The 26,887-nt window shown below is 71.9% G+C and carries 26 protein-coding genes; 12 read left to right on the forward strand and 14 right to left on the reverse strand.

Annotation, left to right across the window (positions count from 1 at the left end; translation table 11 throughout):
- Nucleotides 1-274 precede the first annotated feature (274 nt).
- From ABD747_RS03890 to ABD747_RS03910, 5 genes are read right to left on the reverse strand one after another with little or no spacing between them, the layout of a single operon-like run.
- On the reverse strand, nucleotides 275-967 hold the full coding sequence (locus tag ABD747_RS03890) for a hypothetical protein (RefSeq protein ID WP_344801780.1): 693 nt from the start codon (nucleotides 965-967) through the stop codon (nucleotides 275-277).
- Complete coding sequence (locus ABD747_RS03895) at nucleotides 964-2,379, reverse strand: DUF58 domain-containing protein (protein ID WP_344801781.1); 1,416 nt, start codon at nucleotides 2,377-2,379, stop codon at nucleotides 964-966. The genes ABD747_RS03890 and ABD747_RS03895 overlap by 4 nt, the downstream gene beginning before the upstream one ends.
- A gap of 7 nt (nucleotides 2,380-2,386) precedes the next feature.
- Complete coding sequence (locus ABD747_RS03900; RefSeq protein WP_344801782.1) at nucleotides 2,387-3,397, reverse strand: AAA family ATPase; 1,011 nt, start codon at nucleotides 3,395-3,397, stop codon at nucleotides 2,387-2,389.
- On the reverse strand, nucleotides 3,394-3,939 hold the full coding sequence (locus ABD747_RS03905) for a hypothetical protein (protein WP_344801783.1): 546 nt from the start codon (nucleotides 3,937-3,939) through the stop codon (nucleotides 3,394-3,396). The genes ABD747_RS03900 and ABD747_RS03905 overlap by 4 nt, the downstream gene beginning before the upstream one ends.
- Entirely contained in the window at nucleotides 3,936-4,661 is a 726-nt protein-coding gene (locus ABD747_RS03910; protein ID WP_344801784.1) for a DUF4129 domain-containing protein, read from the reverse strand. The genes ABD747_RS03905 and ABD747_RS03910 overlap by 4 nt, the downstream gene beginning before the upstream one ends.
- A gap of 250 nt (nucleotides 4,662-4,911) precedes the next feature.
- Between ABD747_RS03910 and ABD747_RS03915 the strand changes: the two genes are divergently transcribed.
- Nucleotides 4,912-5,772, forward strand: coding sequence for an endonuclease domain-containing protein (locus tag ABD747_RS03915; protein WP_344801785.1), 861 nt, complete (start codon nucleotides 4,912-4,914; stop codon nucleotides 5,770-5,772).
- A gap of 86 nt (nucleotides 5,773-5,858) precedes the next feature.
- Here ABD747_RS03915 and ABD747_RS03920 read toward each other — a convergent pair whose 3' ends face one another.
- Nucleotides 5,859-6,119, reverse strand: a complete 261-nt coding sequence (locus ABD747_RS03920; RefSeq protein WP_344801786.1) for a YtxH domain-containing protein — start codon at nucleotides 6,117-6,119, stop codon at nucleotides 5,859-5,861.
- 106 nt (nucleotides 6,120-6,225) lie between these two features.
- Nucleotides 6,226-7,332 carry an ROK family protein gene (locus tag ABD747_RS03925; RefSeq protein ID WP_344801787.1) on the reverse strand — a complete coding sequence of 369 codons (1,107 nt, stop codon included), beginning with the start codon at nucleotides 7,330-7,332 and terminating at the stop codon, nucleotides 6,226-6,228.
- Nucleotides 7,333-7,752: 420 nt separating this feature from the next.
- On the opposite strand from ABD747_RS03925, the gene ABD747_RS03930 reads away from it, so the two are divergent.
- From ABD747_RS03930 to ABD747_RS03950, 5 genes are read left to right on the forward strand one after another with little or no spacing between them, the layout of a single operon-like run.
- Nucleotides 7,753-8,109 carry a lycopene cyclase domain-containing protein gene (locus tag ABD747_RS03930; protein WP_344802029.1) on the forward strand — a complete coding sequence of 119 codons (357 nt, stop codon included), beginning with the start codon at nucleotides 7,753-7,755 and terminating at the stop codon, nucleotides 8,107-8,109.
- Nucleotides 8,102-8,515, forward strand: a complete 414-nt coding sequence (locus tag ABD747_RS03935) for a lycopene cyclase domain-containing protein (protein ID WP_344801788.1) — start codon at nucleotides 8,102-8,104, stop codon at nucleotides 8,513-8,515. Before ABD747_RS03930 ends, ABD747_RS03935 begins: the two co-directional genes overlap by 8 nt.
- The gene (locus ABD747_RS03940) at nucleotides 8,512-9,372 is read left to right on the forward strand and encodes a methyltransferase (RefSeq protein WP_344801789.1); all 861 of its coding nucleotides are present in this window, start codon (nucleotides 8,512-8,514) and stop codon (nucleotides 9,370-9,372) included. Before ABD747_RS03935 ends, ABD747_RS03940 begins: the two co-directional genes overlap by 4 nt.
- Nucleotides 9,324-10,910, forward strand: coding sequence for an FAD-dependent oxidoreductase (locus tag ABD747_RS03945; protein WP_344801790.1), 1,587 nt, complete (start codon nucleotides 9,324-9,326; stop codon nucleotides 10,908-10,910). Before ABD747_RS03940 ends, ABD747_RS03945 begins: the two co-directional genes overlap by 49 nt.
- Nucleotides 10,911-10,949: 39 nt before the next feature.
- The gene (locus tag ABD747_RS03950) at nucleotides 10,950-11,315 is read left to right on the forward strand and encodes a hypothetical protein (RefSeq protein WP_344801791.1); all 366 of its coding nucleotides are present in this window, start codon (nucleotides 10,950-10,952) and stop codon (nucleotides 11,313-11,315) included.
- A 938-nt stretch (nucleotides 11,316-12,253) separates the two neighbouring features.
- Here ABD747_RS03950 and ABD747_RS03955 read toward each other — a convergent pair.
- Genes ABD747_RS03955 through ABD747_RS03980 form a run of 6 tightly spaced genes read right to left on the reverse strand, consistent with a single transcriptional unit; the run spans nucleotide 12,254 to nucleotide 19,269 of the window.
- Nucleotides 12,254-13,285: a DUF5914 domain-containing protein gene (locus ABD747_RS03955; protein ID WP_344801792.1), complete on the reverse strand. Its 1,032-nt coding sequence runs from the start codon at nucleotides 13,283-13,285 to the stop codon at nucleotides 12,254-12,256.
- Entirely contained in the window at nucleotides 13,263-14,207 is a 945-nt protein-coding gene (locus tag ABD747_RS03960; protein WP_344801793.1) for a phytoene/squalene synthase family protein, read from the reverse strand. Before ABD747_RS03960 ends, ABD747_RS03955 begins: the two co-directional genes overlap by 23 nt.
- Complete coding sequence (locus tag ABD747_RS03965) at nucleotides 14,204-15,688, reverse strand: phytoene desaturase family protein (RefSeq protein ID WP_344801794.1); 1,485 nt, start codon at nucleotides 15,686-15,688, stop codon at nucleotides 14,204-14,206. Before ABD747_RS03965 ends, ABD747_RS03960 begins: the two co-directional genes overlap by 4 nt.
- Before the next feature lie 7 nt (nucleotides 15,689-15,695).
- Entirely contained in the window at nucleotides 15,696-16,958 is a 1,263-nt protein-coding gene (locus tag ABD747_RS03970) for a polyprenyl synthetase family protein (RefSeq protein WP_344801795.1), read from the reverse strand.
- A 52-nt stretch (nucleotides 16,959-17,010) separates the two neighbouring features.
- Nucleotides 17,011-17,544: an isopentenyl-diphosphate Delta-isomerase gene (idi, locus tag ABD747_RS03975; protein ID WP_344801796.1), complete on the reverse strand. Its 534-nt coding sequence runs from the start codon at nucleotides 17,542-17,544 to the stop codon at nucleotides 17,011-17,013.
- Nucleotides 17,545-17,553: 9 nt separating this feature from the next.
- On the reverse strand, nucleotides 17,554-19,269 hold the full coding sequence (locus ABD747_RS03980; protein WP_344801797.1) for a glycosyltransferase family 39 protein: 1,716 nt from the start codon (nucleotides 19,267-19,269) through the stop codon (nucleotides 17,554-17,556).
- A gap of 201 nt (nucleotides 19,270-19,470) precedes the next feature.
- Here ABD747_RS03980 and ABD747_RS03985 point away from each other — a divergent pair, with 201 nt between their 5' ends.
- The 6 genes from ABD747_RS03985 (at nucleotide 19,471) to ABD747_RS04010 (ending at nucleotide 24,679) form a co-directional block, all read left to right on the forward strand.
- Nucleotides 19,471-20,631 (forward strand): glycosyltransferase family 4 protein, encoded by a 1,161-nt coding sequence (locus ABD747_RS03985; RefSeq protein WP_344801798.1) that lies wholly within the window; start codon nucleotides 19,471-19,473, stop codon nucleotides 20,629-20,631.
- 113 nt (nucleotides 20,632-20,744) lie between these two features.
- Nucleotides 20,745-21,536, forward strand: a complete 792-nt coding sequence (locus ABD747_RS03990) for a class I SAM-dependent methyltransferase (protein ID WP_344801799.1) — start codon at nucleotides 20,745-20,747, stop codon at nucleotides 21,534-21,536.
- Between the two features lie 214 nt (nucleotides 21,537-21,750).
- Nucleotides 21,751-22,155: a hypothetical protein gene (locus tag ABD747_RS03995; RefSeq protein ID WP_344801800.1), complete on the forward strand. Its 405-nt coding sequence runs from the start codon at nucleotides 21,751-21,753 to the stop codon at nucleotides 22,153-22,155.
- A complete protein-coding gene (locus ABD747_RS04000) occupies nucleotides 22,155-22,934 on the forward strand; it encodes a CDP-alcohol phosphatidyltransferase family protein (protein WP_344801801.1) in 780 nt (259 codons plus the stop codon). Before ABD747_RS03995 ends, ABD747_RS04000 begins: the two co-directional genes overlap by 1 nt.
- Entirely contained in the window at nucleotides 22,934-23,353 is a 420-nt protein-coding gene (locus ABD747_RS04005) for an adenylyltransferase/cytidyltransferase family protein (protein WP_344801802.1), read from the forward strand. The genes ABD747_RS04000 and ABD747_RS04005 overlap by 1 nt, the downstream gene beginning before the upstream one ends.
- Before the next feature lie 150 nt (nucleotides 23,354-23,503).
- The gene (locus tag ABD747_RS04010) at nucleotides 23,504-24,679 is read left to right on the forward strand and encodes a DUF1972 domain-containing protein (protein WP_344801803.1); all 1,176 of its coding nucleotides are present in this window, start codon (nucleotides 23,504-23,506) and stop codon (nucleotides 24,677-24,679) included.
- A 543-nt stretch (nucleotides 24,680-25,222) separates the two neighbouring features.
- Here ABD747_RS04010 and ABD747_RS04015 read toward each other — a convergent pair.
- Nucleotides 25,223-26,704 (reverse strand): right-handed parallel beta-helix repeat-containing protein, encoded by a 1,482-nt coding sequence (locus ABD747_RS04015; RefSeq protein ID WP_344801804.1) that lies wholly within the window; start codon nucleotides 26,702-26,704, stop codon nucleotides 25,223-25,225.
- Nucleotides 26,705-26,887: the final 183 nt, after the last annotated feature.

Genomic DNA, 26,887 nt, shown 5'->3' on the forward strand with positions numbered 1-26,887 from the left:
GGGGTGCGGAGTCGGACGGGCGGTGCTGGGCGGGGTGCGGAGTCGGACGGGTAGTACTCGGTATAGGCGGAGGACCTGGGGCTCGCTACTCGGCGGCCGCGGCGTACGGGCGGTGCTGGGCGGGGTGCGGAGTCGGACGGGTGGTGCTCGGTACGGGCGGAGAACCCGAGGCTCGCTACTCGGAAGCGGCGGCCGCGGCGGCGTACGGGCGGTGCTGGGCGGGGTGCGGAGTCGGACGGGTGGTGCTCGGTACGGGCGGAGGACCCGAGGCTCGCTACTCGTCGCCCCAGCGGCGGGCGGTGGCGTCGACGACCTGTTCGACCCGGCTCGGCGGCGGAGCCTCCCGGCGGGCGAGCCGTGGCGCCCAGAGCAGCACCAGGACCAGGGCGAGCAGCGCGGCCACCACCGGCAGCCAGGGCCAGCTGAGGTCGTACCCCGCCAGGAGTGCCCCGAGCAGGCCGAACACCTGTGCCACCAGCTGGATCACCGCGAACCGTAGGGCGGGGGAGGCGAGGACTCGCAGCTGGACCCGCGCGGCCCAGCCGGTGGCGCCGAGCAGCACCGCCAGGGTGACACAGGCGTGCAGGCCGAGCAGCAGCAGCGGGCCGCGGCCGGCCCAGTCCTGATCGGGGTGCTGCACCATCGAGAAACCGAGGACCGCAACCAGGATCGGCGCTGCGGGCGAGCCCGGCCGGATCAGGATCAGCGCGGCGAGCACGCCCACGACCAGCCAGCCGAACGGGGTCTGCACAACCAGAGCCGCCGATCCGAGGGCCAGCCCGACGGCCAGCAGCCGAAACGCCCAGCAGGGCAGCCAGCCGTGCAGCTCGACCCCCACGGCCGGCTGCCGGGCCGCGCTCGGCAGTAGGGTCAGCATCGAGCGATACGCCTCTCGCACCCAATCGCCGAGCCGGCCTGGCAGCCGGTCGAGCGGGCCGCGCCGGCTCATCGGGCCGCCCCGGCTCATCGCGACGCCCCGAGCGGCAGCCGGCGCTGGCGGGCGAGCACGGTCAGCGCCGAGCGCGGGACGACCGGATCGGCGGTCGAGGGCCAACTGACCAGCTCGACGTCGTTGCCGGCCAGCCGGCGGATCCGGTCGCGCCGTTCGAGCGCGACGATCCGGTACGCCGTCAGCCGCCGCGAGTTCAGGTCCACGGTCGACAGCGGCGGCAGCACGTCGACGACGATCACCCGGTTGCCGGCCCGGCGCCAGTGGCTGGCCAGCCGCGCCGGATCGTCGTCGAGCAGGGTGGAGAACACGATGATCAACGCACCCGACGGCAACCGGGGGACGCGCTTGCGCTCGGTCGGCTCGCCCGCGGGCTGGGCCAGCGCGAGCCGGCGGACCAGGCGGTCGAGCTGACGGCGGCCGGCGGCCGGCGGGACCGGACGGCGCAGCCGGCCGAGATCCTCCAGCCCGACCCGGTCCCCGGCGTTCAGATAGTGCCGGGCGACCGAGGCCGCGGCGACCCGGGCGATGTCCAGCGAGCTGGCCTCCCGCTCGCCCAGCGCCGCGCTGTCGTTCCAGGTGACCACCCGCGGCCCGACCTCGTCGCGGGAGTCGACGACCAGCATCACGGTGGCGTCGGCGGTCGCGAAGGTGCGGCGGACGTACAGCGTGGTGATCGGGGGCGCGGCCCGGTCGGCGATGGGTGGGCCGCCGGTGTTCAGCCGTGCGGTCACCCGCCAGTCGATCCGGCGGAGCCGGTCGCCCGGTGCGAACGGCGCGACGTCGTGCAGGTCGCCGCCGTCGCCGGCCCGGCGGGACCCGTGCTGCCCGGTGAGCCCGGCCAGCCGAAACGGCAACGGTGCCAGCGCGAGCGGATGGCTGGTCGGCAGCACGGTCAGCTCGAGCGACTCGCGTTCGGCGGGCGGGATCACCCAGAGCCGGTCGGGCGAGGCGGCCCGCTGCTCCAGCCAGAACACCTCGCGCCGTCCGGTGCGGACGGTCCGCATGCTGACCGGGTACGTCCCCGGCCGGTCCGGCACCAGGCACTCGACCGGCCGGTGGCCGGGTGCGCCGACCCGGAATCCGACCAGGTTCCGTGGTCGTTCGGCTGCCTGGTCACCGACCCTGATCTCGGCGGTCAGCCGGCCCGAGCCCGGAGTCTGCTCACCGTGTGCGATCTGTACCTCCGGCCGGCCGGTGGGCCGGCGGAACCAGGTCCAGGCGACCATCAGCAGCAGCGGCACGCCGAGCACGCCGACGTCCGGCCGCCGCGCGAGCACGCCCATCGCCAGCACGACGATGCCGACCACCAGGCAGGCGGGATACGGGCCGGCAAGCAGCCACGGGGAGGGGTCCGGCCCGACGCCGGGCTGCCGTCCCGGCGGATCCGGTGCCTGCGGGGTCGAGGCTCGTGGGGCCGGCACGCTCACGAGCGGCTCAGCGCACTCGGGCGGTGGCGGCCGGCCCGGCGACCTGGCCGAGCACGATCCGGACCACCTCGGCGGCGGTGGTACCGCTGGCCCAGGTCTGCGGGTTCAGCGTGATCCGGTGCGCCAGCGCGGCGACGGCGATGTCCTTGACGTCCTCGGGAGTGACGTAGTCGCGCCCGTCCAGCACCGCGAGCGCCCGGGCGACCAGCAGCAGGGCAAGCGAGCCGCGCGGTGACGCGCCGACCTCGACCGCGGGGTGCGCCCGGGTGCCGGCGGCCAGCGCGACGCAGTAGTCGAGGATGTCCGGATTCACGTCCACGGTCTCCACGCCGGCCTGCATCCGGAGCACGGTGGCGGCGTCGACGATCCGTTCGACCGAGGTGGCCTCGGTCCGCCGGGCCAGCCGGCGGGACAGCACGTCCGCCTCGCCCGCCGCGCTCGGGTAGCCGACCGCCAGCCGGACCATGAACCGGTCCAGCTGCGCCTCCGGCAAGGGGTAGGTGCCCTCGTACTCCACCGGGTTGGAGGTCGCCATCACGTGGAACGGCAGCTCCAGCCCGAAGCTGCGGCCCTCGACGCTGACCTGGCGCTCCGCCATCGCCTCCAGCAGCGCGGACTGGGTCTTCGGTGCGGTTCGGTTGATCTCGTCGGCGAGCAGCAGCCCGGTGAACACCGGCCCGGGCCGGAACACGAAGCGGGCCTCCGCGGGGTCGTACACATAGGAGCCGGTGATGTCGGCCGGCAGCAGGTCCGGGGTGCACTGCAGCCGGCGGAACTCCAGCCCGAGCGCCTGGGCCAGCGACCGCGCGGCCAGGGTCTTGCCCAGCCCGGGTACGTCCTCGAACAGCACGTGGCCGCCGGCCAGGATTGCGGCCAGCGCGGTGCGCAGCGCGGTGTCCATCCCGACCACGACGGTCTGCACCGAGTCCAGCACCTGGCGGCCGAGATGGGCCACCTCGCGGATCGGCAGCGGCCGGCCGGCGGTGTCGGGCTCCGCCCGCAGCTCGGCTGAACTCATCGGGGGGTCTCCTCCGGGGTGAGGCGCTCGACGACATCGAGGGCGGCGACGAACTGGGCGTAGCGCGGCAGGCGGTTCGGATCCAGGGACAAGGCGTCGAAGGTGGTCGCACCGAGCAGCCGGCGGCACTCGGCGGCGTCGTCGGAGGAGTCGAGATCCAGCCCGTGCTCGGCCATCCGCCGCGCGGCCAGGCCGTGCAGTCGCTGCGCCGACCACCGGTCCACCCGGTCGTCGCTGCCCTGCATTCCCCACGACAGCCGAGCCACCTCGCGCCGGGTGCCCTCGTTACGGGCGGACTCGGGCTCGGCGGGCCAGCCCTCCGGCTCACCGCCGACCAGCGCCCGCAGGGAATAGATCGCGACGACGACCAGGCCGATCGCCGAGGCGTTGGCCAGATCGAGGCCGATCAGCCAGCCCAGCCCGGTGATCGCGGCGACGACCAGAAGCCGGCCGGCCATCGCGCCTGGCGACAGGCCGATCGCGCCGCGGATCGGGCGGGTCGAGCCGCGGGCCCGGCCGGTCGTGCCCGCCGTCCGGGTCATCGGCCGCTGCCGGCGTCGGTGGTGGAGTCGGGAGTCTCGAAGGCCGACCAGCTCGCCGCGAGTCCTTGCAGGCATGCTCGGGCATGCTCCCGGTCGGCGGCGCTGAGCCCGTGCCAGGAGAACCGCGCCTGGTGATACAGCCGGAGCAGCGCGTCGATCGACTCCCGGTCCGCCTTCGTGGTGGCCAGCACCCGGGCGGTGAACTCGGTCGGGGTGTCCGACGGCTTGCGGCCCACTCCCGAGCGGGCGGCGGCGTGCTCGAGCGCCACCCAGGCTCGGAGCACCGCGTCGGTGGGGTTCCCGGTCACGCTGAGCTCGTCCAGCGCGGAGATCAGTCCGGCTCGGATCACCGGCGCGTCCGGACGTACCTCACCGGGGAGGGTGTCGGCCTCGATCTCCAGCTCGTGCCTGCCCCGGAACCGTTCGGCCAGCCGCCGCCACAGCCAGACCAGGAGCAGGGCCGTCAGCAGCGCGATACCGATCAGCATGGCCCAGGTGAGCCAGTGCGGCGGCTCGCCGGACATCACCGGCTCCGCGGACCGGCCGCCCAGCGGGGCAGGGTTCTCCTGCGGCGGGCGGACCTCCGGGAGGGATCCCGGACTCCACAGGCCGCTCCGATCCGAGATCGTCCAGGGTCCGCCGGCCGCGGCAGCGACGACGGCAACGAGCCCGGTGAGCAGGGCGAAGACCAGCGCCAGCGTTCCGGTCCGCACCCGCCGCATGGCTCGCCTCCTCCTCGGGTCAGCCTAACGGTGTCGGTCGACGCAGCGGCGGGCTCGAAACAGGGTCCTCCGGCGCCGGCCCTGATTCCGTCCCGCCAGTGCGCTCGCAGGGCCCCGAATCCGGGCATCGGCGGGCGCTGGAGGGAGAGAATCAGGCCGCGGCCGTCCACAGGTCCGGCGCCGCTCGGATGATCGTCCACAGATTTCCGCGCGGGCGGCACGATCGCGCCGCGATCGGGAGTGTCTCGACATGACAGCTCGCGATCGCATCGCCGGTCTGCTCGCCGCCGAGGCCGTGGTCGTCCGACGCGAGCACCCGGAACTCTCCACGGCGCTGGACTGGCTCGTGCGCACCGGTGACCTGACGGCGGTGCTGCCCGGCGCGTACACCACCCCGGTCGCCGCCGGAGATCCTCGCGCGGTGATCGCCGCCGTCGCCCGAGCGTGGCCGGGCTCGGTGTTCACCGGCGCGGCAGCGGCCCGCCTGTCCTACTGGCCGGAGGCGCCCTTGCAGATCGTGACGGCGACCGCGGAGCACCGGCGGGTCGGGTCGAGGATCCTCCGCTGGCAGCGGCGCATTGTCCCGCCCGAACTGGTCACCGCGAGGAACGGTCTCCGAGTCACCACACCGTCGCTGACCGCCCTCGATCTGTCCGACCTGGACCACACCGAGGCACTGGACGTGGCGCTGCGGAAGCGGGTCGTGACACTCGACACGCTGCGCGAGGCGCTCCGGCTGACCCCGTGCCGGGCCGGGAACGCGGCGCGTTGGGCGGTGTTCCTGGACTCCCGCGCCGACCCGTGGTCCTATCCCGAGCGGCTGGGTCACCGGCTGCTGCGATCGGAAGGAATCACGGGGTGGACGGCGAACGCCTGCTTTCTGGCGCCGGGAGGTGAGCTCTACTACATCGACATCGCGTTTCGCCGGTTGCGCCTGGCGATCGAGATCGACGGACGGGTGCACGCGACCGACCCGGCGGTGTTCGAGTCCGACCGGTGGCGGCAGAACGCGCTGGTCGGCGCCGGCTGGCGGGTCATTCGTTTCACCTACCGGATGATGGTCGAGCACCCGGAGGTGTTCATCGCGACCATCCGGGCACACCTTCCCTGATTTCGTCCCGGCAGTGACGTCGCACCCGCCGGAACGGGGCCCTCAGCGACGAATCGGGGGACAAAATCAGGGCAGGCGGCGCTCCATCACCGCAACTCGGGGTGGTCCAGCTTGCTCTGGACCTGATCCGCAGCGGTCTTGACCACGCCAGAGACCGGATCGGGCAGCTTGTCGGCGTTCGACTTCACCTGGCCGGCCATGTCGGACACCTTCTGCTGCACCTCCGGATCGCCCGCCATCCGCTTGGCCCGGTCCGTGAAGCGCGCCAGCTTGGCCCGTCCCTGCTCGGTGCCGAACAGGTATCCCACGGCTGCGCCGAGCCCGGCGACCACCAGCATCTTCTTCATCTCACCCATTCTCGTCCTGCCCTCACCCGGGGGACGGGAGGGGTCGGAGGATGGGGGACAGAGGGGTCTCCGGAGCGAGCCGGAGACCCCAGGGTGGTCGACCGGCTCAGCCGAGCGGCCGGGTGAGACCGAGCGGGTCGTTCAGGCAGGCATCGCGGGCCGCCAGCGCGGCGCCGCGGACGACCCGAGGAACGACCTCGGTCAGCCCGACGATCTCGGTCTCGGAAAAGACGGCCACCGCCGTCCGTACCTCGGTGCGTTGCCGGATACCCGCCAGCAGATACGGACTGAGCACGCCCAGATAGCCACCGAGGATCACCTCGTGCGGGTTCACCAGGCCGATCACGTCGTCCAGGACCCGGCCGAGGATCTCGGCCGACCGGTCGAGCACGCGGAGTACGTCCGCGTCGCCGCCGGCTGCCGCGTCGGCCAGCAGCTGGACGGCCCGGTCCGGATCGGCATCGACCTGCTGCTCGGCGTCGGCCAGCGACATCAGGCCACCGTCGGCAAGCAGCCGCGGCAGCCCGACGTAGGACTCCAGGCAGCCGTGCCGCCCGCACCAGCAGGCCGGGCCGCTGGGATCGACGTTGGCGTGGCCGAAGTCACCGGCCCCGCCGTGCGCGCCGCGATAGATCTCACCGGCGATCACGACGCTGCTGCCGAGTCCACGCATCCCGCCGAGGTAGGCCGCCACCGTGTGAGGCGTCGACGGCAGCTCGACCCGGGCCGCATGAAGTCCGGCGAGGTGGCAGTCGTTGGCGATACCGACGTGAATACGCCGGATGTCCAGTTCCGCCAGAACGTCGTTGACCAGCGATATCAGGGAATAGTCCTGCCAGCCCAAACGGGCCGACCAACTCACTGTCCCGGTGTCGCGGGTGACGTATCCGGTGACGCCGACCTCGACCGCGAGGAGTTCTTTGTCCGGTGGCAATTGCGCCATTTCTCGGACCAAGATGTCGCGGATGATGCCCGGCCCTTCAGCAGCAGAGCTGCGAAGGTCCACCGGTATTGAAGCGCTCCACACCTCTCGGCCGCCGACAGTGACCGCACTGAAGCGGACCTGATCGACGTCGATGTGGATCCCGAGTGCACACCATGGCTCACCATCGAGTGCGATCGGACGGGTGGGTCGGCCTGCCGCGGGGCGCCGGATCGGGTCGAGTTCCTTGACGAGCCGGCGTGATCTCAACTCCGAGATCAAGTCAGTCATCGTCGATATACCCAACCCGCAGCCCTGTGCGATGTCGTGACGACTGCTCGAGCCGTTGTCACGCACATAGCGCAAGATGCTGGTCAGGTTTCCTTGCCTCAAATCCCCCGAGCCGCCGCTGCCGCGCACGCCAAAACTTGGGTGTCGCGATGTTGGCATGGGGTCGATGGTAGCCGTTTGTTGTCGTTTCAAAGATCTGAACGGCGAAATTTCGCGGACCTGTGAACAGACTCGTGAAGTAATCTCCGATCCACCTGCTGCCGTGGTCTCAGACCAGTGCTGCCACCGGCCCGTCGCACGATCGGCTCACCACTCGATCCGCCCGCTACTCAATCGGGCCCGCACCGAATCGACCCGCGTAACTCGATCGGGCCGCATAACCTGGAGCTCACAGCCCGGCGACCCGGAGGCGGGGACATCATCGATCACTATCAGTACCTGCTGCTGATGGCGGGCTGCCTGCTGGTGACGTTGCCGCTCGAGCTGGTGATCGGCGCCAGGGTCTATCGGCGGCCGCAATTGCTGCTGCGGGCCGTGGCTCCGGTGGTGGTGGTGTTCTCGGTCTGGGACGTTGTCGGGATCCTGGCCGGGCACTGGAGCTACAACCACTCCTTCGTCACCGGCGTCCACCTGGTGCTCGGCATGCCGCTGGAGGAGCTCGTCTTCTTCGTGGTGGTGCCCATCTGCGGCCTGCTGACGTACGAGGCCGTGGGGATCATCCTGGGCCGCACCGGCGTCCGCGGGCGGGCCCGAGCAGAGGGGCGACCTGATGCCTGACTACACCACACTGACGGTGATTGCCGTGGTCGCTGTGGTCGTGATCGAGCTGGCCTGGCTACGGACGGGGATCTTTGCGTCGCTGCAGTACTGGTTGACGATGGCGATCGTGGTCGCCTTCCAGATCCTGGTCGACGGCTGGCTCACCAAGCTGTCCGACCCGATCGTGATCTACGACCCGGACACCATGCTCGGCGTACGCGCCCCCTGGGACATCCCGATCGAGGACTTCGGCTTCGGGTTCGCCATGGTCACCCTGACCGTCATGCTGTGGCGCCGGGCGATCGCCGCATCCGGCCGGACTGCATCCAATCGAGCGCCGGGTGAGAAGTCACACCCGGGCCCAACCGAAGCGGACTCGGCCGAGGGAGGCCCGACCGATGCGAGCCGGACGGAGGCGACGTGACCGACACCGAGATCGCGACCGAGCGCGAGCTCGGCCCGACCGCGGGCGCAGCGAGCGACCGACCACGGCTGCTGGCCGACTTCGACCGGGCCGCGGCCCGTTATGACCTGATGGTCGCGCTCAACCCGGGCTACCACCGCCATCTGCGCTCCGCCGCGACGGCGCTGATGGACCGGCTCCCCAGTCCGGATCGCGGCAGTCCGGATCGCGGCAGTCCGGATCGCGGTGTTTCAGATCGCGGGGCACCCAGCCTGCTCGACCTCGGCTGCGGCTCCGGCGCCTCGACCAGGGCTCTGCTCGCCGCGGAGGGGCGTGTCCTCGCACCGTCGATCGTGGCCGTCGACGCCTCGGCCGGCATGCTGGCCCGGGCGCGCGACAAGGACTGGCCGGGCGACGTCCGCTTCCGGCAGGGGCTGGCCCAGGACCTGCCGAGCCGGCACGGCGATTGGGGCATCCGCGCGCCGCTCGACGGGGCATTCGCGGCGTACCTCTTCCGCAACCTGCCGGGCGCCGGGGCCGCCGGGCACTCGGTCCGCGACGACGTACTCCAGGCCGTGCGGGACCTGCTGCGTCCGGGCGGCGTGTTCGTCACCCAGGAGTACTCGCTGGACGGCTCCCGCTCGGCGCGGGTCCGGTGGACGGCGGTCTGCCGGGCGGTGGTGATGCCGCTCAGCCGGCTGACCCGGACCGATGTCGCGCTGTACGACTACCTGTGGCACAGCGTGCTCTCCTTCGACTCCGTCGAGCGGTTCGCCGATCGCTTGTGGCGGGCGGGCTTCGTCGATGTCGAGGTCCGCACGGTGCGCGGGTGGCAGCACGGCATCCTGCATACCTTCCGCGCCCGCGTGCCGTGCTGATCGGCGCCGGTCGATGGCGGCCCGGGCGGGACCGGCATGCCGTCCGGCACGCCGCGCCGGCCGGCCGGGAACGGGCGAGCGGGCCGAGGCCCCGGGTGGTCGTCGTCGGTGCCGGGATCGCCGGCCTGGCTGCCGCCACCGCGCTGGCCGAACGCGACATCGGGGTCGTCATGTTGGAGCAGTCGCCCCGGCTCGGCGGCCGGGTCGCGGCGTGGCCTCTACCCGGCGGCCGGACGATGAGCCGCGGCTTCCACGCCTTCTTCCGGCAGTACTACAACCTCCGGGCACTGCTGCGCCGGGTCGACCCGGCGCTGGAGCGGCTGGTCCCGATCGCGGACTACCCGCTGATCAGCGCCGACGGTGGACGGGACGCGTTCGACCGGGTGCCCTCGATGCCCCCGTTCAACATCCTCGGCTTCGTCGCGCGGAGCCCGAGTTTCCGGGCGCGCGACCTGATCGGGGTGGATGTGGGCGCCGCGCTCGAGCTGCTGCGGGTGCGGTATCCCGACTCCTTCAGCGCGTACGACGGCGAGAGCGCGGCGGAATTCCTCGACCGGCTGCGGTTCCCCGCCGCCGCCCGGCACCTGGCGCTGGAGGTGTTCGCCCGCAGCTTCTTCGCCCCGGCGGAGGACTTCGCTGCGGCGGAGCTGGTCGCCATGTTCCACAGCTACTTCCTCGGCTCGTCCGAGGGACTGCTGTTCGACGTACCCGACGACGACTACGACGCCACGCTGTGGGCTCCGCTCGGCCGCTACCTGCACGGGCTGGGTGTCGAGATCCGCACCGGTACGTCGGTGGTCGGCATCGCGCCCACCGCCGACGAGGTGATGGTGGAGACGTCGGCGGGGGTCGTGGTCGCCGACGCCGTGGTGATCGCGGCCGACCCGGCCGCCACCCGGTCGCTGATCGCCGACTCGGCGCTCGGACCCGAGAGCTGGCGGGAGCGCGTCGCCGGCACCCGAAACGCGCCGCCGTTCGCGGTCTGGCGGTTGTGGCTGGACCGCCCGGTGCGGGCTGACCGGCCGGCGTTCCTCGGCACGAGCGGCTTCGGGCCGCTGGACAACGTGTCGGTGCTCGAGCGGTTCGAGCGGGGCGCGGCGACCTGGGCGCAGCGCCACCACGGGTCGGTGGTCGAGGTCCATGCGTACGCCGTCTCGGGCGCCGACCTCGCACCGGGCGCCGACGGCCGCCCGCTGGTGCGGGCCCGCCTCGACGACGCGTTGCACCGGGTCTATCCGGAGGTCGCGGCCGCGACGGTGCTGGATCAGGAGTGGCTGGTGCAGGCCGACTGCCCGTTGGTCGACACGTCGCCGTGGCGGCTCCGCCCCGGCGTCCGGACGCCGGAGCCGCGGGTGCTGCTGGCCGGCGACCACGTGCGCTGCGACCTGCCGGTTGCGCTGATGGAGCGCGCCGCGACGACCGGGTTCGAGGCGGCGAACGCGCTGCTGGCGGGCTGGGGGCGGGCGGGTCACGACCTGTGGACCGTGCCCATGCGCGGGTTGCTCGGGCCGCGGAGTGGTCGGTCCCGAATCGGGTAGGGAACGGGCGACCGAACTCGACGGCGAGGAGAGAGACCGATGGCCGTGACCGCATTCCAGGACTTGACGCTGGCCGATCGCGACCGCAGCTGGGACGGCGACGCCGCGGAGAAGCGGGTCCGGCGCTGGGCCGACGCGGACGACGAGCCCAACGAGAAGTACCGCGACGCACACGTCTGGTACGACGCGGACAACAAGGACAACTTCACCGCCTACAAGCTGCTGATCGCCGATGTCGTCGACGGCAGCCTCGTGGCCGTCCCGCGCGGCGTGATGGCGGCCGCCGCGGTGATGCAGGGCTCGCGCGGCGGCGTCGACCTGCCCGCCAAGGACATCGACCGGGTGAAGAGCCACCTGGCGAAGTACTACGCGAAGCTCGGCGACACTGCGCCCTGGGACTCCTGACCTTCGATCGCTCCCGCTCCACTTCGCGTTCCCACCCACTCGGCTCGCCCCGCCCCCGCGCCACTTCGCGCGGTTTCCACCCACTCGGCTCGCCCCGCCTCACTTCGCGCGGTTCCCGCCCACTCGGCTCGCCCCGCCCCGCCCCCGCTCACTTCGCGCGGTTCCCGCCCACTCGGCTCGCCCCGCCCCGCCCCCGCTCACTTCGCGCAGCTGCCACCCACTCGGCTCGCCCCACTTCGCGCGGTTTCCACCCATTTCGTCCCGCCCCCGCTCCACTTCGCGCGGTTTCCACCCACTTCGCGCGTCGCGCTTCACGAGCGCGAAGTAGGTCCAACCCGAGCGAAGTTGGATCCGTCTCGACGGGGCCGTGTTCGCCTCGCCCTACCCGGCGCCCCGGCGCTCCACCAGGCGCTCTTTCGCGCGCTTCGACCCGCTCCGGCCGCCCCCGCCCGACTTCGCGCGGTTTTCACCCACTTCGAGCGTCGAGCTGCACGAGCGAAGTGGATCGAACCCGAGCGAAGTTGGGTCGTCTTGACCCGCCCTCCAGTCGACCCGCCCCCCAGTCGACATCGACCCGCCCCAGCCGTCCCGTCCCGTTCGACCCGGCCCGTTCGCCTCACCCGGGTTCGCGCGGGATCCGGCGCTTTGGCGGGCCCGACTTCGCGCGGGTTCCACCGACTCCAGCCGCCCCGGCTCCACTTCGCGCTGTTTCCACCCACTTCGCGCGTCGAGCTTCACGAGCGAAGTAGGTCCAACCCGAGCGAAGATGGACGAAGCGAGGCGGGCGCCGTGCGAGGTGGGCGCCGCGCGAGGTGGGCGTCGCGCGAGGCGGGTTCGAGCGACGCGGGCGCCGTGCGAGGCGGGTTCGAGCGAGAGGGTCCGTGCGCGGCGCGCGAGGCGAGCACCCAAGGAGAGCCCGAGCCACGCGGCGATGAGGCTCAGCCGGGAAACTCGCCGCGGGCGCGGAGGTCGTAGCGGCGCTCGGCGTAGGCGAGGTCGTCGACCCACAGCTTCCGGGCGGTCCGCCGGATCGAGGGGCGCAGCAGCGGCGCGAGCCAGCGGGCGGCGGCGAAGCCGGTCCGGTCGGAGTACGCGATGGTCGCCTCGGTCATGATCGTCAGCGGCCGCCCGCGGGAGTCCAGCCCGGTCGGCGTCGCGTGCGTCTCGACCACGCTGCCGGCGCCCTCGCCGTCGACGATCCGCATCACGATCGTCCGGGTGTCGGGGCAGCTGAACTCCGCTCGGACCGGCACCCCCCAGGTCCGGTTCAACCGGAACGTGACGTCCACCACGAGCCGTCGCTCGTCGCTCGCGGCGTCGTCGACCACCAGGTGGGAGAAGGCGTACGGGTGGAACCAGGAGCCGTGCCAGGGGTCGAGTCGGTTGGCGATCACGTCCTGCGGCTCGCAGATGCCGGTCTCGTGGATCACCGCGATCACCGACGCGGACAGCGGTGGCCGTGGCGGCAGTGCCGGCCGGTCGGTCGCGGTCTCGCCCTCGGTCGGCAGCCCGACCCAGATCAGCACGCCGTCGTCATAGGCCCGGTACGGCGACCAGGTCGCGTCCCCGTCCGGAGTGAAGGCGAGCCCGTGCCAGCGGCAGTACATCGTGCCGCCGAGCACCGGGCAGTCGTCGAGCAGCGCGCCGAGGTGCGGGCAGGCGCCCGGCCCGGCGACCAGGGTGCCGTCGGACGTCCGCCAGAATGTCACCTCGCGGCCGGCGACGGTCCGGGCGACCGAGGCCGAGCGGCCCACGTCCGCGCTGACCCCGGCGACGAACCAGCCGCCGGAGTTCTGGGCCTGCGACTCGGCCAGCGCGGCCGCGATCCGGCCCGGTCGGGCCAGTTTCCAGGTCGACGTCATCCGGTCCTCGCGCGGCTGTGGCACCCGAGCGATCGGGATCCGCGCCGCGGCCCGGCGGCGCCCGGCCGGTACGTCCGGGGTGGCGTCAGTGCGAGTCCGAAGTGACACTCTGCGGTTCCCCCTGCCTGGGTCGGGTGGCCTTGGCGAGCTGGCGGCCCGGTCCGGCGATCATGATCGCCGCGGCGGTGGCGGCCTTGCGCACCGTCGGAACCCGGGCCCGCCGGGTCCAGATGTTCATCTCCGCGGCCTCGATCCGATCCAGGATGCGCGCGTACAGCACCCTGGCGGCGCCGACGCAGCGGGCCGAGCGGGCCGGCAGCATCGCGATCCCGGTGTCGGCGAACGCATACAGCGCGCGGTTGCGCTCGATCTCGTGGGCCATCAGCGCCTTGAACTCCGGGGTCGGCCGGCGGACGCGCAGGTCGACGCCGAAGGCGTCCAGATCCTCCTGCGGGACGTACGTCCGCCCGCGGTCGAGGTCCTCCCGGATGTCGCGGAGGAAGTTGGTCAGCTGGAACGCGAGCCCGAGCGAGCGGGCGGGCGCCTTCGCGGCCGGGTCGAGCGGCTGCAGCACCGGCAGCATCATCTCCCCGATCACCGCGGCCGAGCCCTCCATATAGCCCAGCAGGTCGCCCCAGGTCGGGTACGTGCTCTGGGTCAGGTCCATCGCCATCGCGGCGAAGAACCGGTCGAAGCACTCCGGGTCGATCTCGGCGGTGCGGGCGGTGTGCACGACCGCCGACAGCACCGGGTCCTCGCTCCCGCCGGCGGCCAGGTCCCGCCCGAACCGCTCCACGAAGTCGTGCAGCCGGGCGCCGGCCGCCACCGGGTCGGCCACGGTGCCGGTCTGCGGGTCGTCCACGATGTCGTCGGCGAGCCGGCACAGCGCGTACACGGCGTAGACGTGCTTGCGCTGCGGCCTCGGCAGCATCGCCGCACCCCAGAAGTACGTCGTCCCGTAGCGCCGGGTCAGGCTCGCGCAGCGCCGATAGCCCTCGCGCAGCCGGAGCTCGTCACCGGACGGACTCACGTCGCGACACCTCCCAGATACCGCGCCACGCGTTGCGCGGCCAGCTTCCCCGAGATCAGCACCATCGGCACGCCCACGCCGGGCACCGTGCCCGAGCCGGCGAAGCACAGTCCGGGCACCCGCCGCTCGACGTTGGGCGGTCGGAACGGCCCGGTCTGGGCGAACGTATGGGCCAGCGCGAACGGCGTGCCGCCCGCCAGACCCTGCGCCCGCCACTCCAAGGGTGTCACGAGCCGTTCGGTGACGATCTCGACCGGGTACCCCGAGCGGTCCAGGAAGGTCAGCAACCGTTCCTGCATCGGCTCCCGCTCGCGGGTCCAGTCGACCCGGCCCGCGACGAGGTTGGGCACCGGCTCGAGGACGTAGAGGGTGGAGCAGCCCGCCGGCGCGGCGGTCGGGTCGTCCAGCGAGGGCACCGTGACCAGCCGGGACGGGTCCGGCATCAGCTCGCCCCGCTCCAGCAAGGCGGTGAACGCGGAGTCCCAGGCGTGGCCGAAGTGGATGTTGTGGTGGGCCACGTCCGCGTCCGGCAGTCCGCGTACGCCGAGGTGCCAGACCACCGCCGAGGGGGAGTACGTCGGTCGCCGCAGTGCGCGGGGCGGACGCAGCTCGGGCAGCAGCCGGTCGTACGCCGTCGGCAGGTCGAGCGTGCAGACCACCGCATCCGCCACCAGCGCGTCGCCGCCGGCCAGCCGGACGCCGGCGAGGACGCCGTCGCGCCGGCGCAGCAGACCGGTCACCTGCTCGCCCAGCACGATCGTGCCGCCAGCCTTCTCCACCGCGGCCGCCATCGCCAGCGGCACCGCGTGCATGCCGCCCTCGGGAAACCAGACGCCGGAGATCGAGTCCATGTAGGTGATCACCGCATACAACGCGAGCGCGTCGGCGGGCGCCAGCCCCGCGTACATCGCCTGGAAGCTGAACAACCGGCGGAGCCGCTCGTCGGAGAACCGGCGGCCCACCGCCCGGCCGAGCCGGCCGAACGCACCGAGCCGGAGCAGCCGCAGCGCCGCGCCCGGATCGGACAGCAGGCCCAGCGGTGAGTCGTAGTTGTGGTCGATGAAGGCCGGCAGCTCGACCTCGTACAGCTCGGTCAGCCAGTCGACGAACCCGTCGAAGGCGGCCGCGTCAGCCTCGCCGCTGGCGCGCCGGATCTCTGAGCGCATCCCGACCCGGCCGGAGACCACGTCGATCCGGCTGCCGTCGGCGAACCGGGCCCGATAGGCGGGATCGAGCCGGCGCATCGGCAGCACCTGGTCCAGCTCGACGTCGACCGCCGCGAGTGCCTCGGCGACCAGTCCCGGCATGGTCATCACCGTCGGCCCGGTGTCGAAGCCGAAGCCGTCCTGCTCGAGCCGGCCACAGCGGCCGCCGACGATCGGCTCCCGCTCGACCACCGTCACGTCGTGTCCGGCGGCCAGCAGGTGGCAGGCGCTCGCCAGACCCGCCAGCCCGGCGCCGATCACCACGACCCGGTTCATCGGCGGCTCACCGATCGCGCCAGGCGATCTCGACCGCCATCCGGCGCAGTCCGGCGATCCCGGCCGGGTCGAGCACCCGGTCGTCCAGCGCCCGGCAGGCGGCGCGCACGTGCCGGTCGATCAGGTCCTCCACCTCGTCCCTCAGGCCGGCCCGATCGAGGTCGGCGATGACCGCCTCGACGTCGTCTCGATCGCCGTCGCCCCTGGTCAAACGGCGGAGCCGGGCCGCTGCGGGCCCGCTCAGCCGATCCTGGGCGAGGGCCATCACCACGGTCGGCTTGCCCGACAGCAGGTCGTCACCGGCCGGCTTGCCGGTCCGGGCCGGGTCGCCCCAGACGCCGAGCAGGTCGTCGCGCAGGGCGAACGCCTCACCGAGCTCGCGGCCGTACGTCGACAGCCCGGTGGTGAAGTCCGCCGGTGCGGCCGCGGCGACGCCGAGCTGGAGCGGCCGTTGCACCGTGTAGCCGCCGGACTTGGACCGCGCCACGTAGCGCGCCTGGCGCAGGTCGACCCGGCTGCCCGCGCTGCCGGTCAGGTCGTGCCGCTGGCCGCAGACCAGCTCGACCACCAGCTCCCGCCAGATCCGGCGCATCTCCGGAGGCAGCCCACCGGCCAGGTGGTCGGCCTCCGCATGGGCCAGGTCGCCGAGCAGGATGGCGATGCTGTCACCGAACCGCCGCGAGCAGCCCTGCGCACCCGCGGCGGCATGCAGGTCGCGGGCGCGGACGTGCACCGTCGGCCGGCCGCGACGCGATTCGGACTCGTCCATCACGTCGTCGTGGATCAGCGCGAACAGGTGCAGCAGCTCCAACGCCGCGCCGACCCGGACCACCTCGGCCTGGCCGATGCCACGCCGCCGGCCGCCGGCGGCGACCCAGCCCAGGTAGGACATCACCGGGCGCAGCTGTTTGCCCCCGGCGGCGCCGAGCTCGGCGAGCAGCTCCGGCAGGTCCCGGTCCAGGATGTCCCGGTCCGGGAAGTCCCGGTTCAGGATGTCGGTGCCGGGATCGGCGTCTTCCCGGCTGGTCAGGCGGGCCGCCCGCAGCTGGTCGCGCCACAGGCCGCTCAGGTCGTCGAGCGCCTCGTCGAACAGGGCGTCCACCCGGCGCAGGTGGGCCCGGATGTCGGCGGGCCGTTCGGCCGGGAACGGCACGATCAGCGCTCGGGAGGTCGTCCGCGATGCCGTGTCGGACGCGACCGCGTCCAGCTCGCCCGGATCGAGCTCGCCCGGATCGCTGCCGTCCGGATCGAGACTGCCCGAAGCGCTCACGCCGACCTCCCTGTGCTGTTTGCCGGCGCCGGTTGGGGGTGGGCCGGATCGGTCAGGGCCTGCGCGCGCCGATCAGGGCGACCTGCTCGACCGACCAGGGGCTGAAGGCGAACGGAGTGGCCGCCATGGCCGCCACCGCCTCGCTCCAGTCCACCCACGCGTAGTCCATGACTTCTTCGGGGTTCGTGCCCAGGATCGCCTTTGGATGCACCGCCTCGGCCGCGAAGACCGGACAGATCTCGTTCTCCACGACGCCGCTGGCGTCGGTCGCGGTGTAGGCGAAGTCGGGCAGCACACTCCGCAGCCCGGTGAGCTCCAGGCCGAGCTCGTGCCGGACCCGGCGGGTGATCGCATCGCCCATCGGCTCGCCGACCCCGGGATGCCCGCAGCAGCTGTTCGTCCACACGCCGGGCCAGGTCTTCTTGGCCAGCGCCCGGCGGGTCAGCAGCACCCGTCCGGAGGGGTCGAAGATGTGCACCGAGAAGGCCAGGTGCAGGGGCGTGCGGGCGTGATGGACGTCGGCCTTCGGGCTCTGCCCGATCACCGAGCCGTCCCGGTCGAGGAGGACGACCTGCTCGTTTCGCACCCGGCGAGGTTACCCCCGGCGATACACCTCAACCGTGTTCAGGGGGCCGGTCCACTGCGCCCGCCGGGTCAGACCCGCTCCAGCGAGCACCCGTTCGTCGGTCGTCCGCTGGTCGCTCGGATAGTCGGCCCGCCGGACCACGAAGACGTCGTCCAGTCCCTGCAGCCGCGGCCGGGCGGCGGCCAGTGAGAGCGAGCGGCCGGTGAGGTTCGCGTCCGCCGCCGGGGTGCTGACCAGGGTGACGTCCCGCATCCCCGCGACCGCGTCCGGATAGATCGTGGCAAGGGTTCGCGACGTGGTGCCCGAGGTGGAGTCCGTAGCGGTGGCCGACCGAGGCGCGAAGTAGACACCCTCGGAGCCGAGCGTGCGCTGAGCGGCGACGAAGGCGGCCGCGCCCGCCCAGTCGGCACCGCTCTTGGCCGTCGGGGTCCGTTGCGAGGCGTAGACCGGGACGGCCAGGGCGATCACGGCAAGGGCAGCGATAGCGCCGACCGTCCGGCGCCGCGACACCGCCGCGGGACGGGTGATCAGCGTGTGCAGGCCGAGCGCGGTCAGGATCGCCACCGCGGGTGCGCCGTAGCTCAGATAGCGCGGGTTGTAGATCGGAGTCGATCCGAGCATGGCGTAACCGACCAGGATCACGGTGGGCACCACCAGCCAGGCGACCAGGAGCACGCGCGGCTCCGGCACGTCCCGCGCGGCCGGGCGTGCCGTCACCGACCCAGCAGCGAGCAGCCCGTACGCGATCAGCGCCCAGCAGAGCAGGGCGAGCCCGACCGCGGCGAGTTTCCAGACCCCGGACCCGCCACCGTCGAGAACGCGACCGCCGGCCAGATAGACGGTCGGCGTGTCGCCGAGAAACCACTGGTTCACCACGACGCTGCGCAGGTAGCCGAGCGGGCCGTACCTGGTCGGGCCGATCTGAGCGGACTGCCCGGCCGCGGTGAGCAGGACCGGCGCGGCGCCGAGCACGCCGATCGCGGCCGCCGCCAGCCAGGTCCAGAACGTCCGACGCCAGCGCAGCCGGCGGTCCAGCAACAGCGTGAGGCCGTGCGCGCCGACGAGCAGCACCAGGAAGATGTTGAGCGAACCGGCCACCGCGGTGACGACCGCATAGCCCAGGTAGCCGTACCAGCGGGGCCGGCGCAACACACCGACGAACAAGACGGTCCACCAGACGGCGACGGCGACCGTGGTCGCATACGAGCGCCCCTCGATCCCCATCCAGGTGACCCGTGGCAGCACCGCGAAGATCAGACCGGCCGCGACCGCGATCGAGGAACCGAACAACCGCCGGGCCAGCACCATCACCCCGGCGGTCGCGATCCCGACGGCCAGCAGGCTGGGCAACCGGACCGTGATCTCCGACACCCCGGCGACCGCGAACCACGGGTGCAACGCGGTGTTGAACAGCGCGTGCACGACATCGATGGTGTGCACCATCCGCCAGATGTCGGTCAGCGAGCGCGTCGCGACCGAGACCGTGTAGGCCTCGTCCACCCACAGCGACACGCGCCGCACGTGCACCGCGGCGATGGCGGTGGCGAGCAGCGCCAGCAGCGGCACGAGCAGCCAGAACCGGTCTCGGAGCAGGCGATTCAGGGTCGGGGCCCGACCCGCCGGTGGGACGGGGCGGTTGGGCCCGCCGAGGGCGGCGGGCGGCTCTTCGAACTTTTCGACGTCATCGACTGCGGGCGCGCCGAGGCGTGCGCCAGTGCTTGGCATGGTGGAGGTCCCCCGCGACAGATCCGACGCGGCACATCCCCCGATATGCCCGCTTGCTTACGCACAACGCTACCCACGACGCCTGGCGATTTGGTGGAGTTTGGATGAATTGACCGGCCCGGCACAAGGCGAGGCACAAATGTGCATGATTGTCCGGGTCCGGGCAGGCCGCCCGCACTCGAACCGGAAGGCTGGACGATCGTGACTGCTGATGGACCCCGGACGGGATCCGGCGCGCCGACCCTGTTGATCGCGCACCCGTCGGCTGACGTCTACGGAGCCGACCTGCAGCTGCTGGAGAGCGTGTCGGCGATGACCGAGCGCGGCTGGCGGGTGGTGGTCGCGGTGCCCGGCGACGGGCCGCTGGTCGCCCGGCTCCAGGATCGCGGCGCCGAGGTCGGCTTCGTCGGGTTCCCGGTGCTGCGCCGGGCCAACACGTCCGCTCGCGGCTTCGCCACCATGATCGGCCAAACGGTGCTCGCCCTGCCGCGGCTGGTCCGGGTGATCCGCAGCTTTGCCCCGGCCGCGGTGTACGTGAACACCGTCACCCTGCCCTGGTGGTTGCTGGCTAGCCGGCTCGTGGGCCGGCCGACGATCTGCCACCTGCACGAGGCCGAGACCGGCGACAACCGGCTGGTGCTGAAGGGTCTGCTGGCGCCGCTCCGGTTGGCCCATGCGGTGATCGTGATCAGCCGCTCGACGCTGGACGCGATGGCGGAGATCGTGCCGGCGCTGCGCGAGCGAGCCCGGCTGATCTACAACGGGGTGCCGCAACCGCCGGAGGAGCCGGCGCCGGCGCCGCGCGGGGAGCCGTTGCGGGCGGTGGTGGTGGGCCGGCTCTCACCGCGCAAGGCCCCACATCTCGCACTCGAAGCGGTTGGTGCGCTCCGCGCCAAGGGCTATCGGATCGAGCTGGAGATCGTCGGCACGGCGTTCGAGGGCTACGAATGGTACGTCGAGGAGCTCGAGCAGCGTGCCACCCGGCCCGATCTCGACGGGGCGGTGACGTTCCTGGGCTACGCCTCGCCGATCTGGCCGGTGCTGGCCGGCGCGGACCTGGCCGTGGCGCCCTCGCTGCGCGAGCCGTTCGGCAATGCGGTGGTGGAGGCGCAGCTGGCTCGTCGACCCGTGGTCGCGACCGCCGCCCTCGGCCACACCGAGAGCATCGCCGACGGCGAGACCGGGCTGTTGGTGCCCGCCGAGGACGTCAGCGCGATGGCCGATGCGATCGCCAGGCTGGCCGACGACGGCGAGCTGGCCGGCCGGCTCGCCGAGGCCGGCCGGCGGAGCGCTGTCGACCGGTTCAGCATCGAGCGCTACCGGGCCGAGGTAGCCGAGCTGGTCGGGTCCCTGACCGCCTGACTGCCTGACCGCCTGACTGCTGACCGCGAGAGCCCGCTGCTTGTCGGGTCAGCGTGGGCCGCGCCAGACTGACCGAAAGCGGTCGCCGGCCGGCGCCGGAGAGGGGTCTAGGTATGGCCGAGGTCGAGGGCACGCGAACCTTCCGGGCCGCCGGCTCCGGCTACGACGGCTTCATGGGCCGCTACTCTGCCGAGCTGGCGGGTCCGTTCGCCGACTTCGCCGGAGTCGGCCCCGGCACCCGCGTGCTCGACGTCGGCTGCGGTCCGGGTGCGTTCACCGCCGTCGCCGTCGGGCGGGCCGGCGCGGCCCGGGTCGCCGCCGTCGACCCGACGCCGAGTTTCGTCGAGTTGTGCCGTCGACGACATCCCGGCGTCGACGTCCGGAGCGCGGCGGCCGAGCGGCTCCCGTTCGACGATGCCTCGTTCGACTGCGCCGCCGCCCAGCTGGTCTTCCACTTCGTCAGCGACCCCGAGGCTGCGGTCGGCGAGATGAGCCGGGTGCTGCGGCCCGGAGGCGTGCTGGCCGCGTGCGTCTGGGACTTTGCCGAGGGGATGGAGATGCTGCGGACGTTCTGGGATGCCGCTCTGAGCATCGACCCCGATGCTCCGGACGAGGCACGGACCTTGCGCTTGGGGCGCGAGGGCGAGCTGTCCGCGCTGTTCGCGAGTCAGACGCTGACGCAGGTGACCGAGACCACGCTCACGGTCGGATCGCGCTACGGCGACTTCGAGGAGCTGTGGAACGGCTTTCTGGCCGGCGTCGGGCCGGCCGGTGCGTACTGCGCGTCCCTGCCGCCACGACGCCAGGCCGCCTTGCGCGACGCGCTGTTCGACCGGCTCGGTCGACCGGCCGGTTCGTTCTCACTGGCGGCCGTCGCCCGGGCCGCCCGGGCGATCCGGCCGTGAGCGATGGCCTCCCGGCCGCCGCGGCCGATGCGTGTCGGTCAGCCGCCGGAGGGCGCTCTGTATCAATCTGGTTGCGAAGCGCTCCTGAGCCCCGAAACCATGTGATCCTTGGCGCATTGCGTGGAGGTTTCGACGTGGGGGTCAAATACTTACGCTAAAGTGAGCAGGAGTCGTCGGGCTGGGGGAGCCGGCGGATATCTGGGGGGATATCAAGTTGCGGGGAACTGTGTCGTGCGTCGGCTATCTGGCGCACTCTTTCGATCTGATCAACGTCCACGATCTGGACCTGATCGCCCAGGCGCGGCAGCACTGCTCGCGGCTGGTCGTCGGGGTCTATTCCGATGAGTTCGTGCTGGCCTCGACCGGCCGCCAGCCGGTCATCCCATTGGTGGAGCGCCTCGCCCTGGTCAGCCATGTCCGTGGCGTCGACGAGGCGATCGTGCACGGGACCGACGCCGCGCCGTCCGGGCCGGATGTCGTGATCTTCGTCGAGCGGGCTCGCGAGCCCGGGGACGAGGCGCGCGACCCGCAGCCGGTGGTCCGGCTGGAGGCGCCGCGGGAGAGCGAGAGCGCTGTCTTGCGTCACGCGTTGCAGCCGCTCGGGGAGGCGGTGGCGTGATGACCGCCTCGACCGTCGCCGACCAGGCCGAAGGGCAGGGGTTCGCCGCCGCGCTCGAGCGTCTGCGCGGCGCGCAGAAGAGCTCGAAGGGGGCACCGGCCTATTCGTTGTACGTGAACCGTCCGCTGGGCCGGATCTTCGCCGCGGCTGCTTATCAGATCGGCCTGACGCCGAACCAGGTGACCTTCATCAGCGCCGGCTTCACCTTCGCCGGTATCGCGGTGCTTGCCCTGGCACCGATCGCCTGGTGGCTCGGCATCGTGGTCGGCGTGCTGCTCGTGGTCGGCTATGCGCTGGATTCCGCCGACGGCCAGCTGGCCAGGTTGCGCGGTGGCGGCAGCAGCACCGGCGAGTGGCTCGACCACATGATCGACTCCGCCAAGATCGTGTGCCTGCACCTGGCGGTGCTGATCATGCTCGCCCGCCGGGTGGAACTGCCGAGCAGTCTGCTGCTGCTGGTCCCGATGATCTTCGCCGTGGTCTCGACCGTGCACTTCTTCGGGATGATCCTGGTCGAGCAGCTGGCTCGCGAGAACCGGGCCAAGCTGGGTCTGCCGACCCCTCCGAAGGAGGGTGCGTCGCGGCTGAAGACGCTGGCCAAGATCCCGACCGACTACGGCGTGCTCTGCCTGGCGTTCCTGCTGCTCGGCGCGCCGATGATCTTCCTCGGCGTCTATTCTCTGCTGGCGCTCGGCTCGGCCGGCTACCTGGTGCTGATCTTGCGCAAGTGGTACGGCGACGTCGCAGCGCTGGACGCGTCGGCGAAGGCGGGTGCGTGATGGCGCGACCGCTGGTCGGCTACGTGCCGGGTGCCTGGGACATGTTCCACATCGGCCATCTGAACATCTTGCTGCGCTCGCGTGAGCAGTGCGACCGGTTGATCGCCGGCGTCGTGACCGACGATGCGCTGTTCGCGGCGAAAGGCAAGTATCCGATCGTCCCGCTGGCCGAGCGGATGGAGGTCGTGAGCCAGTTCGAGATGGTCGACGACGTGGTCGTCGACTACTCCAGCAACAAGCTCGACGTCTGGCGGCGGGTGGGTTTCGACGTCTTGTTCAAGGGCGACGACTGGCGTGGCACGGCGAAGGGCGACAAGCTCGAGGCCGACATGGCCACCGTCGGCGTCCGGGTCTGCTACTTCCCGTACACCGCGCACACATCGAGTACGCAGTTGCGAGCGATGTTGGCCGAGCGATAGCCGGCTGCAGGAAAGACCGAAACTCTCCGGGGGGGAAGAGTTGATCAAGAAGGAATGTTCCGGAAACGCTCGCTTGGCGGGCCGTCGGCGGAGCAGTGACCGGTTCGGCAGTGTTGCCTCGGGTTCGACCACGATGAAGGGGCAACACTGATGCGGATCGCACTGATCGGCACTCGCGGAGTGCCGGCTCGTTACGGCGGCTTCGAGACCTGCATCGAGGAGGTCGGCTCGCGGCTGGCCGCGGCAGGTCACGAGGTGATCGTCTACTGCCGTCCGACCGGCGACGGCGCCGAGCAGCTCGAGACCTACAAGGGGATGCGGCTGGTGCACCTCCCGATCGTCCGCAAGCGGTCGTTGGAGACACTGGCCCACACCGGCCTGTCGGTGCTGCACCGCTCGCTGCGCGGCGTCGACGCCGCGATCGTGTTCAACTCCGCCAATGCGCCGCTGCTCCCGGTCATCCGGGCCCGCGGGATCCCGGTCGCCACGCACGTCGACGGGCTGGAGTGGAAGCGGGGCAAGTGGGGTCCGACCGGCCAGCGCTACTACCGCACGGCCGAGTCGCTGGCGGTTCGCTGGTCCGACGCCTTGATCGCCGACGCCGAGGGAATCGCCGACTACTACGCGCGTGAGTTCGAGGCGGAGACCGAACTGATCGCCTACGGCGCGCCGATCAGCAGGCCGGCCGACGCCGTCCGGGTCGCCGAGCTGGATCTGGCGCCGGGGAAGTACCACCTGGTGGTGGCCCGGTTCGAGCCCGAGAACCATGTGCTGGAAGCGGTCCAGGGCTACGTCGCCAGCCGGGCAGAGCTGCCGTTGGTCGTGGTCGGCTCGGCACCCTACGCCGACGAGTACACCGCGGCGGTCGCCGCAGCGGCGGACAGCCGGGTGCGGTTGCTGGGCGGGGTGTGGGATCAAGAGCAGCTGGACCAGTTGTACGCCCACGCGCTGACCTACCTGCACGGCCACTCGGTCGGCGGCACGAACCCGTCGCTGCTCCGGGCGGCCGGGGCGGGCGCGTACACGCTGGCCTTCGATGTCTCCTTCAACCGCGAGGTGATCGGCGAGCAGGGCGAGTTCTGGCGTACGCCGAGCGAGCTCGCCGGCCAGCTGGAGGACGTCGAGGCTGATCCGGACCGGGCACACCGGGGTGGTGAGGCGCTCCAGCGCGCGATCGCCCGCTACAACTGGGACGACGTCGCGGCGGCCTACGAACGACTCTGCGTGCGGCTCGCCGAGGGACGGACGCCGGCGCGCCGGCCGTCCGGACGGCGCACCGGCGTGCCCGAGCGTGAGCCGCTGCGGGAGCTCGAGCTCCAGCACTGAGTTCACCGTTCTGCCCGCGGGCAGGACGTCCAACAGATATGATCATGGCGGCGTCGCGGGGGTGGCGCCGAGATTCGGGGGAATCAATGCTTTCGCACAGGGCCGATCGGGCGCCCGTTTCCTGGGGCACGGCCGGTGACCGGTCGTTCGGTCGACCGCGCGTCGCCGCGACGGCGGGCGGCCTGCGCCGCCGCGGGCGGATCGGCGGCCCCGACGTCACCACGGCCATGATCGGCGCGCGGCCACGCAACGACGTCGCCGCACCGACTACCTCGGGCAACCGGCATGATCCCATGCATGCTGACGCCCGCCCTGCGACCGCCGGCTGACGGCGCGCGGGTTCCGAGCGCACCGCGGTCCCCATCGCGGTGTCCCCCCGTCTGCCCGAGCCCTGAGTGAGGTCCCCCCTGAGCTCAGGGCTCGGGCAGACACCCTTCCATCTCCGACGAGACCGGAGTAGACGCACGAGGACCGGGGTCGGCTGACGCCGACCCCGGTCCGTTCGTTCGTACCAGATTCTTGCCCTGGTTGGAGATCCGGCGGTCAGGAAACCACGATCAGCGGGTTCACCACCGCGCCGGTCAGCTCCATCGTGTTGCCGCTCTGGGTGAGCTTGACCGCAGGGAAGGCGGTGAACGGGCAGGAAGACACGGCCCGGTTCGGACCGAACTTGTTGTTCGTCACCGTGGCGGTCTCCGACCAGCCGTTCTTGACCTGCAGCTTCACGGTGCAGTGGCCACCGTCCAGCCAGTTACCGTTCACCTTCAGGTTGACGTTCGCCTGCTCCGCACCGCCCAGGATCGCGAAGTTGGTGGCTCCGCGGATTGTGTTGCCGGTGATGCTGAGGTTCGATCCCTTCAGGATCTGGACGTTGTCGTTGTGGGTCGGTCCGCCGCTCTGCGCCGGATCGCTGGAGTAGTAAGTGGTGTTCTCCAGCAGTGAGTTCTGGATCGACACGTTGTCGCCGTGGATCTTCACCGAGTCGACGTTGCCGACCACGTGGACGTACTTGGCGGTGAAGTCCCAGCCCTTGATGCCGTCGAAGTAGACCGAGGGGTACTCCGCGACCACGTCGACGTGGTCGATGACCAGGTTGTCGTAGCCGTAGTTGGTGATCAGGCCGACCGCGTAGCCCTTCGACTTGCCGCCACGCACGATCGAGTTCTTGATCGTCACGTTCGCCGCTTTGACGGTGACGAATCCGTGGATGTCCATGCCGTCGATCACGGTACCGGCCGTGGTGATGGTGAGGTCGCCGTCGTAGCGCTTCAGGCTGGTGCCGGACGGAACGCCCGTGGTCGCGTCGGACGGCTTCCCACCGGTCGTCGCGGCGGTGCCGCCGGTCGTGCTGCCGCTGCCGCCGGTGGCCGCCGCCGTCGCGCTGGCGAACGCGATGTTCGCCGTCGAGCCGGCGGCGCTGTCGAGGTAGCCCCAGAGCTGGACCGCACCGGCCGCGGTGATCTTGCTGCCGGAGTTGTCACTGTAGGTCTGCTGCCAGCCCGGCTTGGTGGTTCCGTCGACCCACGCACGGACGGAGATCTGCACGGGGCTGGTGCCGGTGACCTGACCCTCCACGTTCAGCTTCTGGCCGGTGCTGACCTTGAGCCCGTTGGTGGCGCTGACCAGGATGCTCTCCGCGCCGCCGGACACCCGCGAGACGCTGACCGAGACGGTGCCGTCGCTGAGGACGCGGGCCTTGGTGCGGTATCCGGTGCTCGCCGAGGGAGCGCGGAACTGGACCGCGACGTACGCCGTCCGCTGGGCCGGCACGGTGAACGTCGCAGAGCCGACGACGTCGCCGAGGCTGCTGCCGGTGACGTTGGCCGAGGCAGACTTGCCCGGCGCGATCGAGAGCGTGCCGCTGGTGGCCGCCGAGGCGGACAGCGGGGTGGCGATCAGCGCCGCGACCGCGGTGGCCAGAGCGGTGAGGATGGCCAGGATGCGGCCGATGTGGCGTGGCCGGCGATCGGCCGGTTCGGGGGTTCGCGGCGTGCGCGAACGCAAGGCAAGTCGTTGCCCAATCACGGGTGGGTCTCCTCCGTCGGAAGTACTTCGCGTTGTCGTGCTTCGTCCGACTGCGGTGTCGGTCGGCGGATGCCGGCCCCCCCGGTCAATCCCTTCGTTATCCGTTTGTTATGATTCCTCCCGCGTGCCGGATCGCGCAAGTCGGCGCTGATCAGGGCAGACGTGAGTTTGGTCACGGCCCGG

The organism is Microlunatus ginsengisoli (assembly GCF_039537205.1).
Lineage (GTDB): Bacteria > Actinomycetota > Actinomycetes > Propionibacteriales > Propionibacteriaceae > Microlunatus > Microlunatus ginsengisoli.

Bases quoted from the DNA above. Each gene is read 5' to 3' on its own strand.
- ABD747_RS03965 (WP_344801794.1), bottom strand. From the start codon at position 15,688: ATGAACCGGGTCGTGGTGATCGGCGCCGGGCTGGCGGGTCTGGCGAGC.
- ABD747_RS03910 (WP_344801784.1), bottom strand. From the start codon at position 4,661: ATGCGGCGGGTGCGGACCGGAACGCTGGCGCTGGTCTTCGCCCTGCTC.
- ABD747_RS03900 (WP_344801782.1), bottom strand. From the start codon at position 3,397: ATGAGTTCAGCCGAGCTGCGGGCGGAGCCCGACACCGCCGGCCGGCCG.
- ABD747_RS03990 (WP_344801799.1), top strand. From the start codon at position 20,745: ATGGCCGAGGTCGAGGGCACGCGAACCTTCCGGGCCGCCGGCTCCGGC.
- ABD747_RS03905 (WP_344801783.1), bottom strand. From the start codon at position 3,939: ATGACCCGGACGGCGGGCACGACCGGCCGGGCCCGCGGCTCGACCCGC.
- ABD747_RS03935 (WP_344801788.1), top strand. From the start codon at position 8,102: ATGCCTGACTACACCACACTGACGGTGATTGCCGTGGTCGCTGTGGTC.
- ABD747_RS04000 (WP_344801801.1), top strand. From the start codon at position 22,155: ATGACCGCCTCGACCGTCGCCGACCAGGCCGAAGGGCAGGGGTTCGCC.
- ABD747_RS03950 (WP_344801791.1), top strand. From the start codon at position 10,950: ATGGCCGTGACCGCATTCCAGGACTTGACGCTGGCCGATCGCGACCGC.
- ABD747_RS03920 (WP_344801786.1), bottom strand. From the start codon at position 6,119: ATGAAGAAGATGCTGGTGGTCGCCGGGCTCGGCGCAGCCGTGGGATAC.
- ABD747_RS03915 (WP_344801785.1), top strand. From the start codon at position 4,912: ATGACAGCTCGCGATCGCATCGCCGGTCTGCTCGCCGCCGAGGCCGTG.
- ABD747_RS03925 (WP_344801787.1), bottom strand. From the start codon at position 7,332: ATGACTGACTTGATCTCGGAGTTGAGATCACGCCGGCTCGTCAAGGAA.
- ABD747_RS03980 (WP_344801797.1), bottom strand. From the start codon at position 19,269: ATGCCAAGCACTGGCGCACGCCTCGGCGCGCCCGCAGTCGATGACGTC.
- ABD747_RS04010 (WP_344801803.1), top strand. From the start codon at position 23,504: ATGCGGATCGCACTGATCGGCACTCGCGGAGTGCCGGCTCGTTACGGC.
- ABD747_RS04005 (WP_344801802.1), top strand. From the start codon at position 22,934: ATGGCGCGACCGCTGGTCGGCTACGTGCCGGGTGCCTGGGACATGTTC.
- ABD747_RS03890 (WP_344801780.1), bottom strand. From the start codon at position 967: ATGAGCCGGGGCGGCCCGATGAGCCGGCGCGGCCCGCTCGACCGGCTG.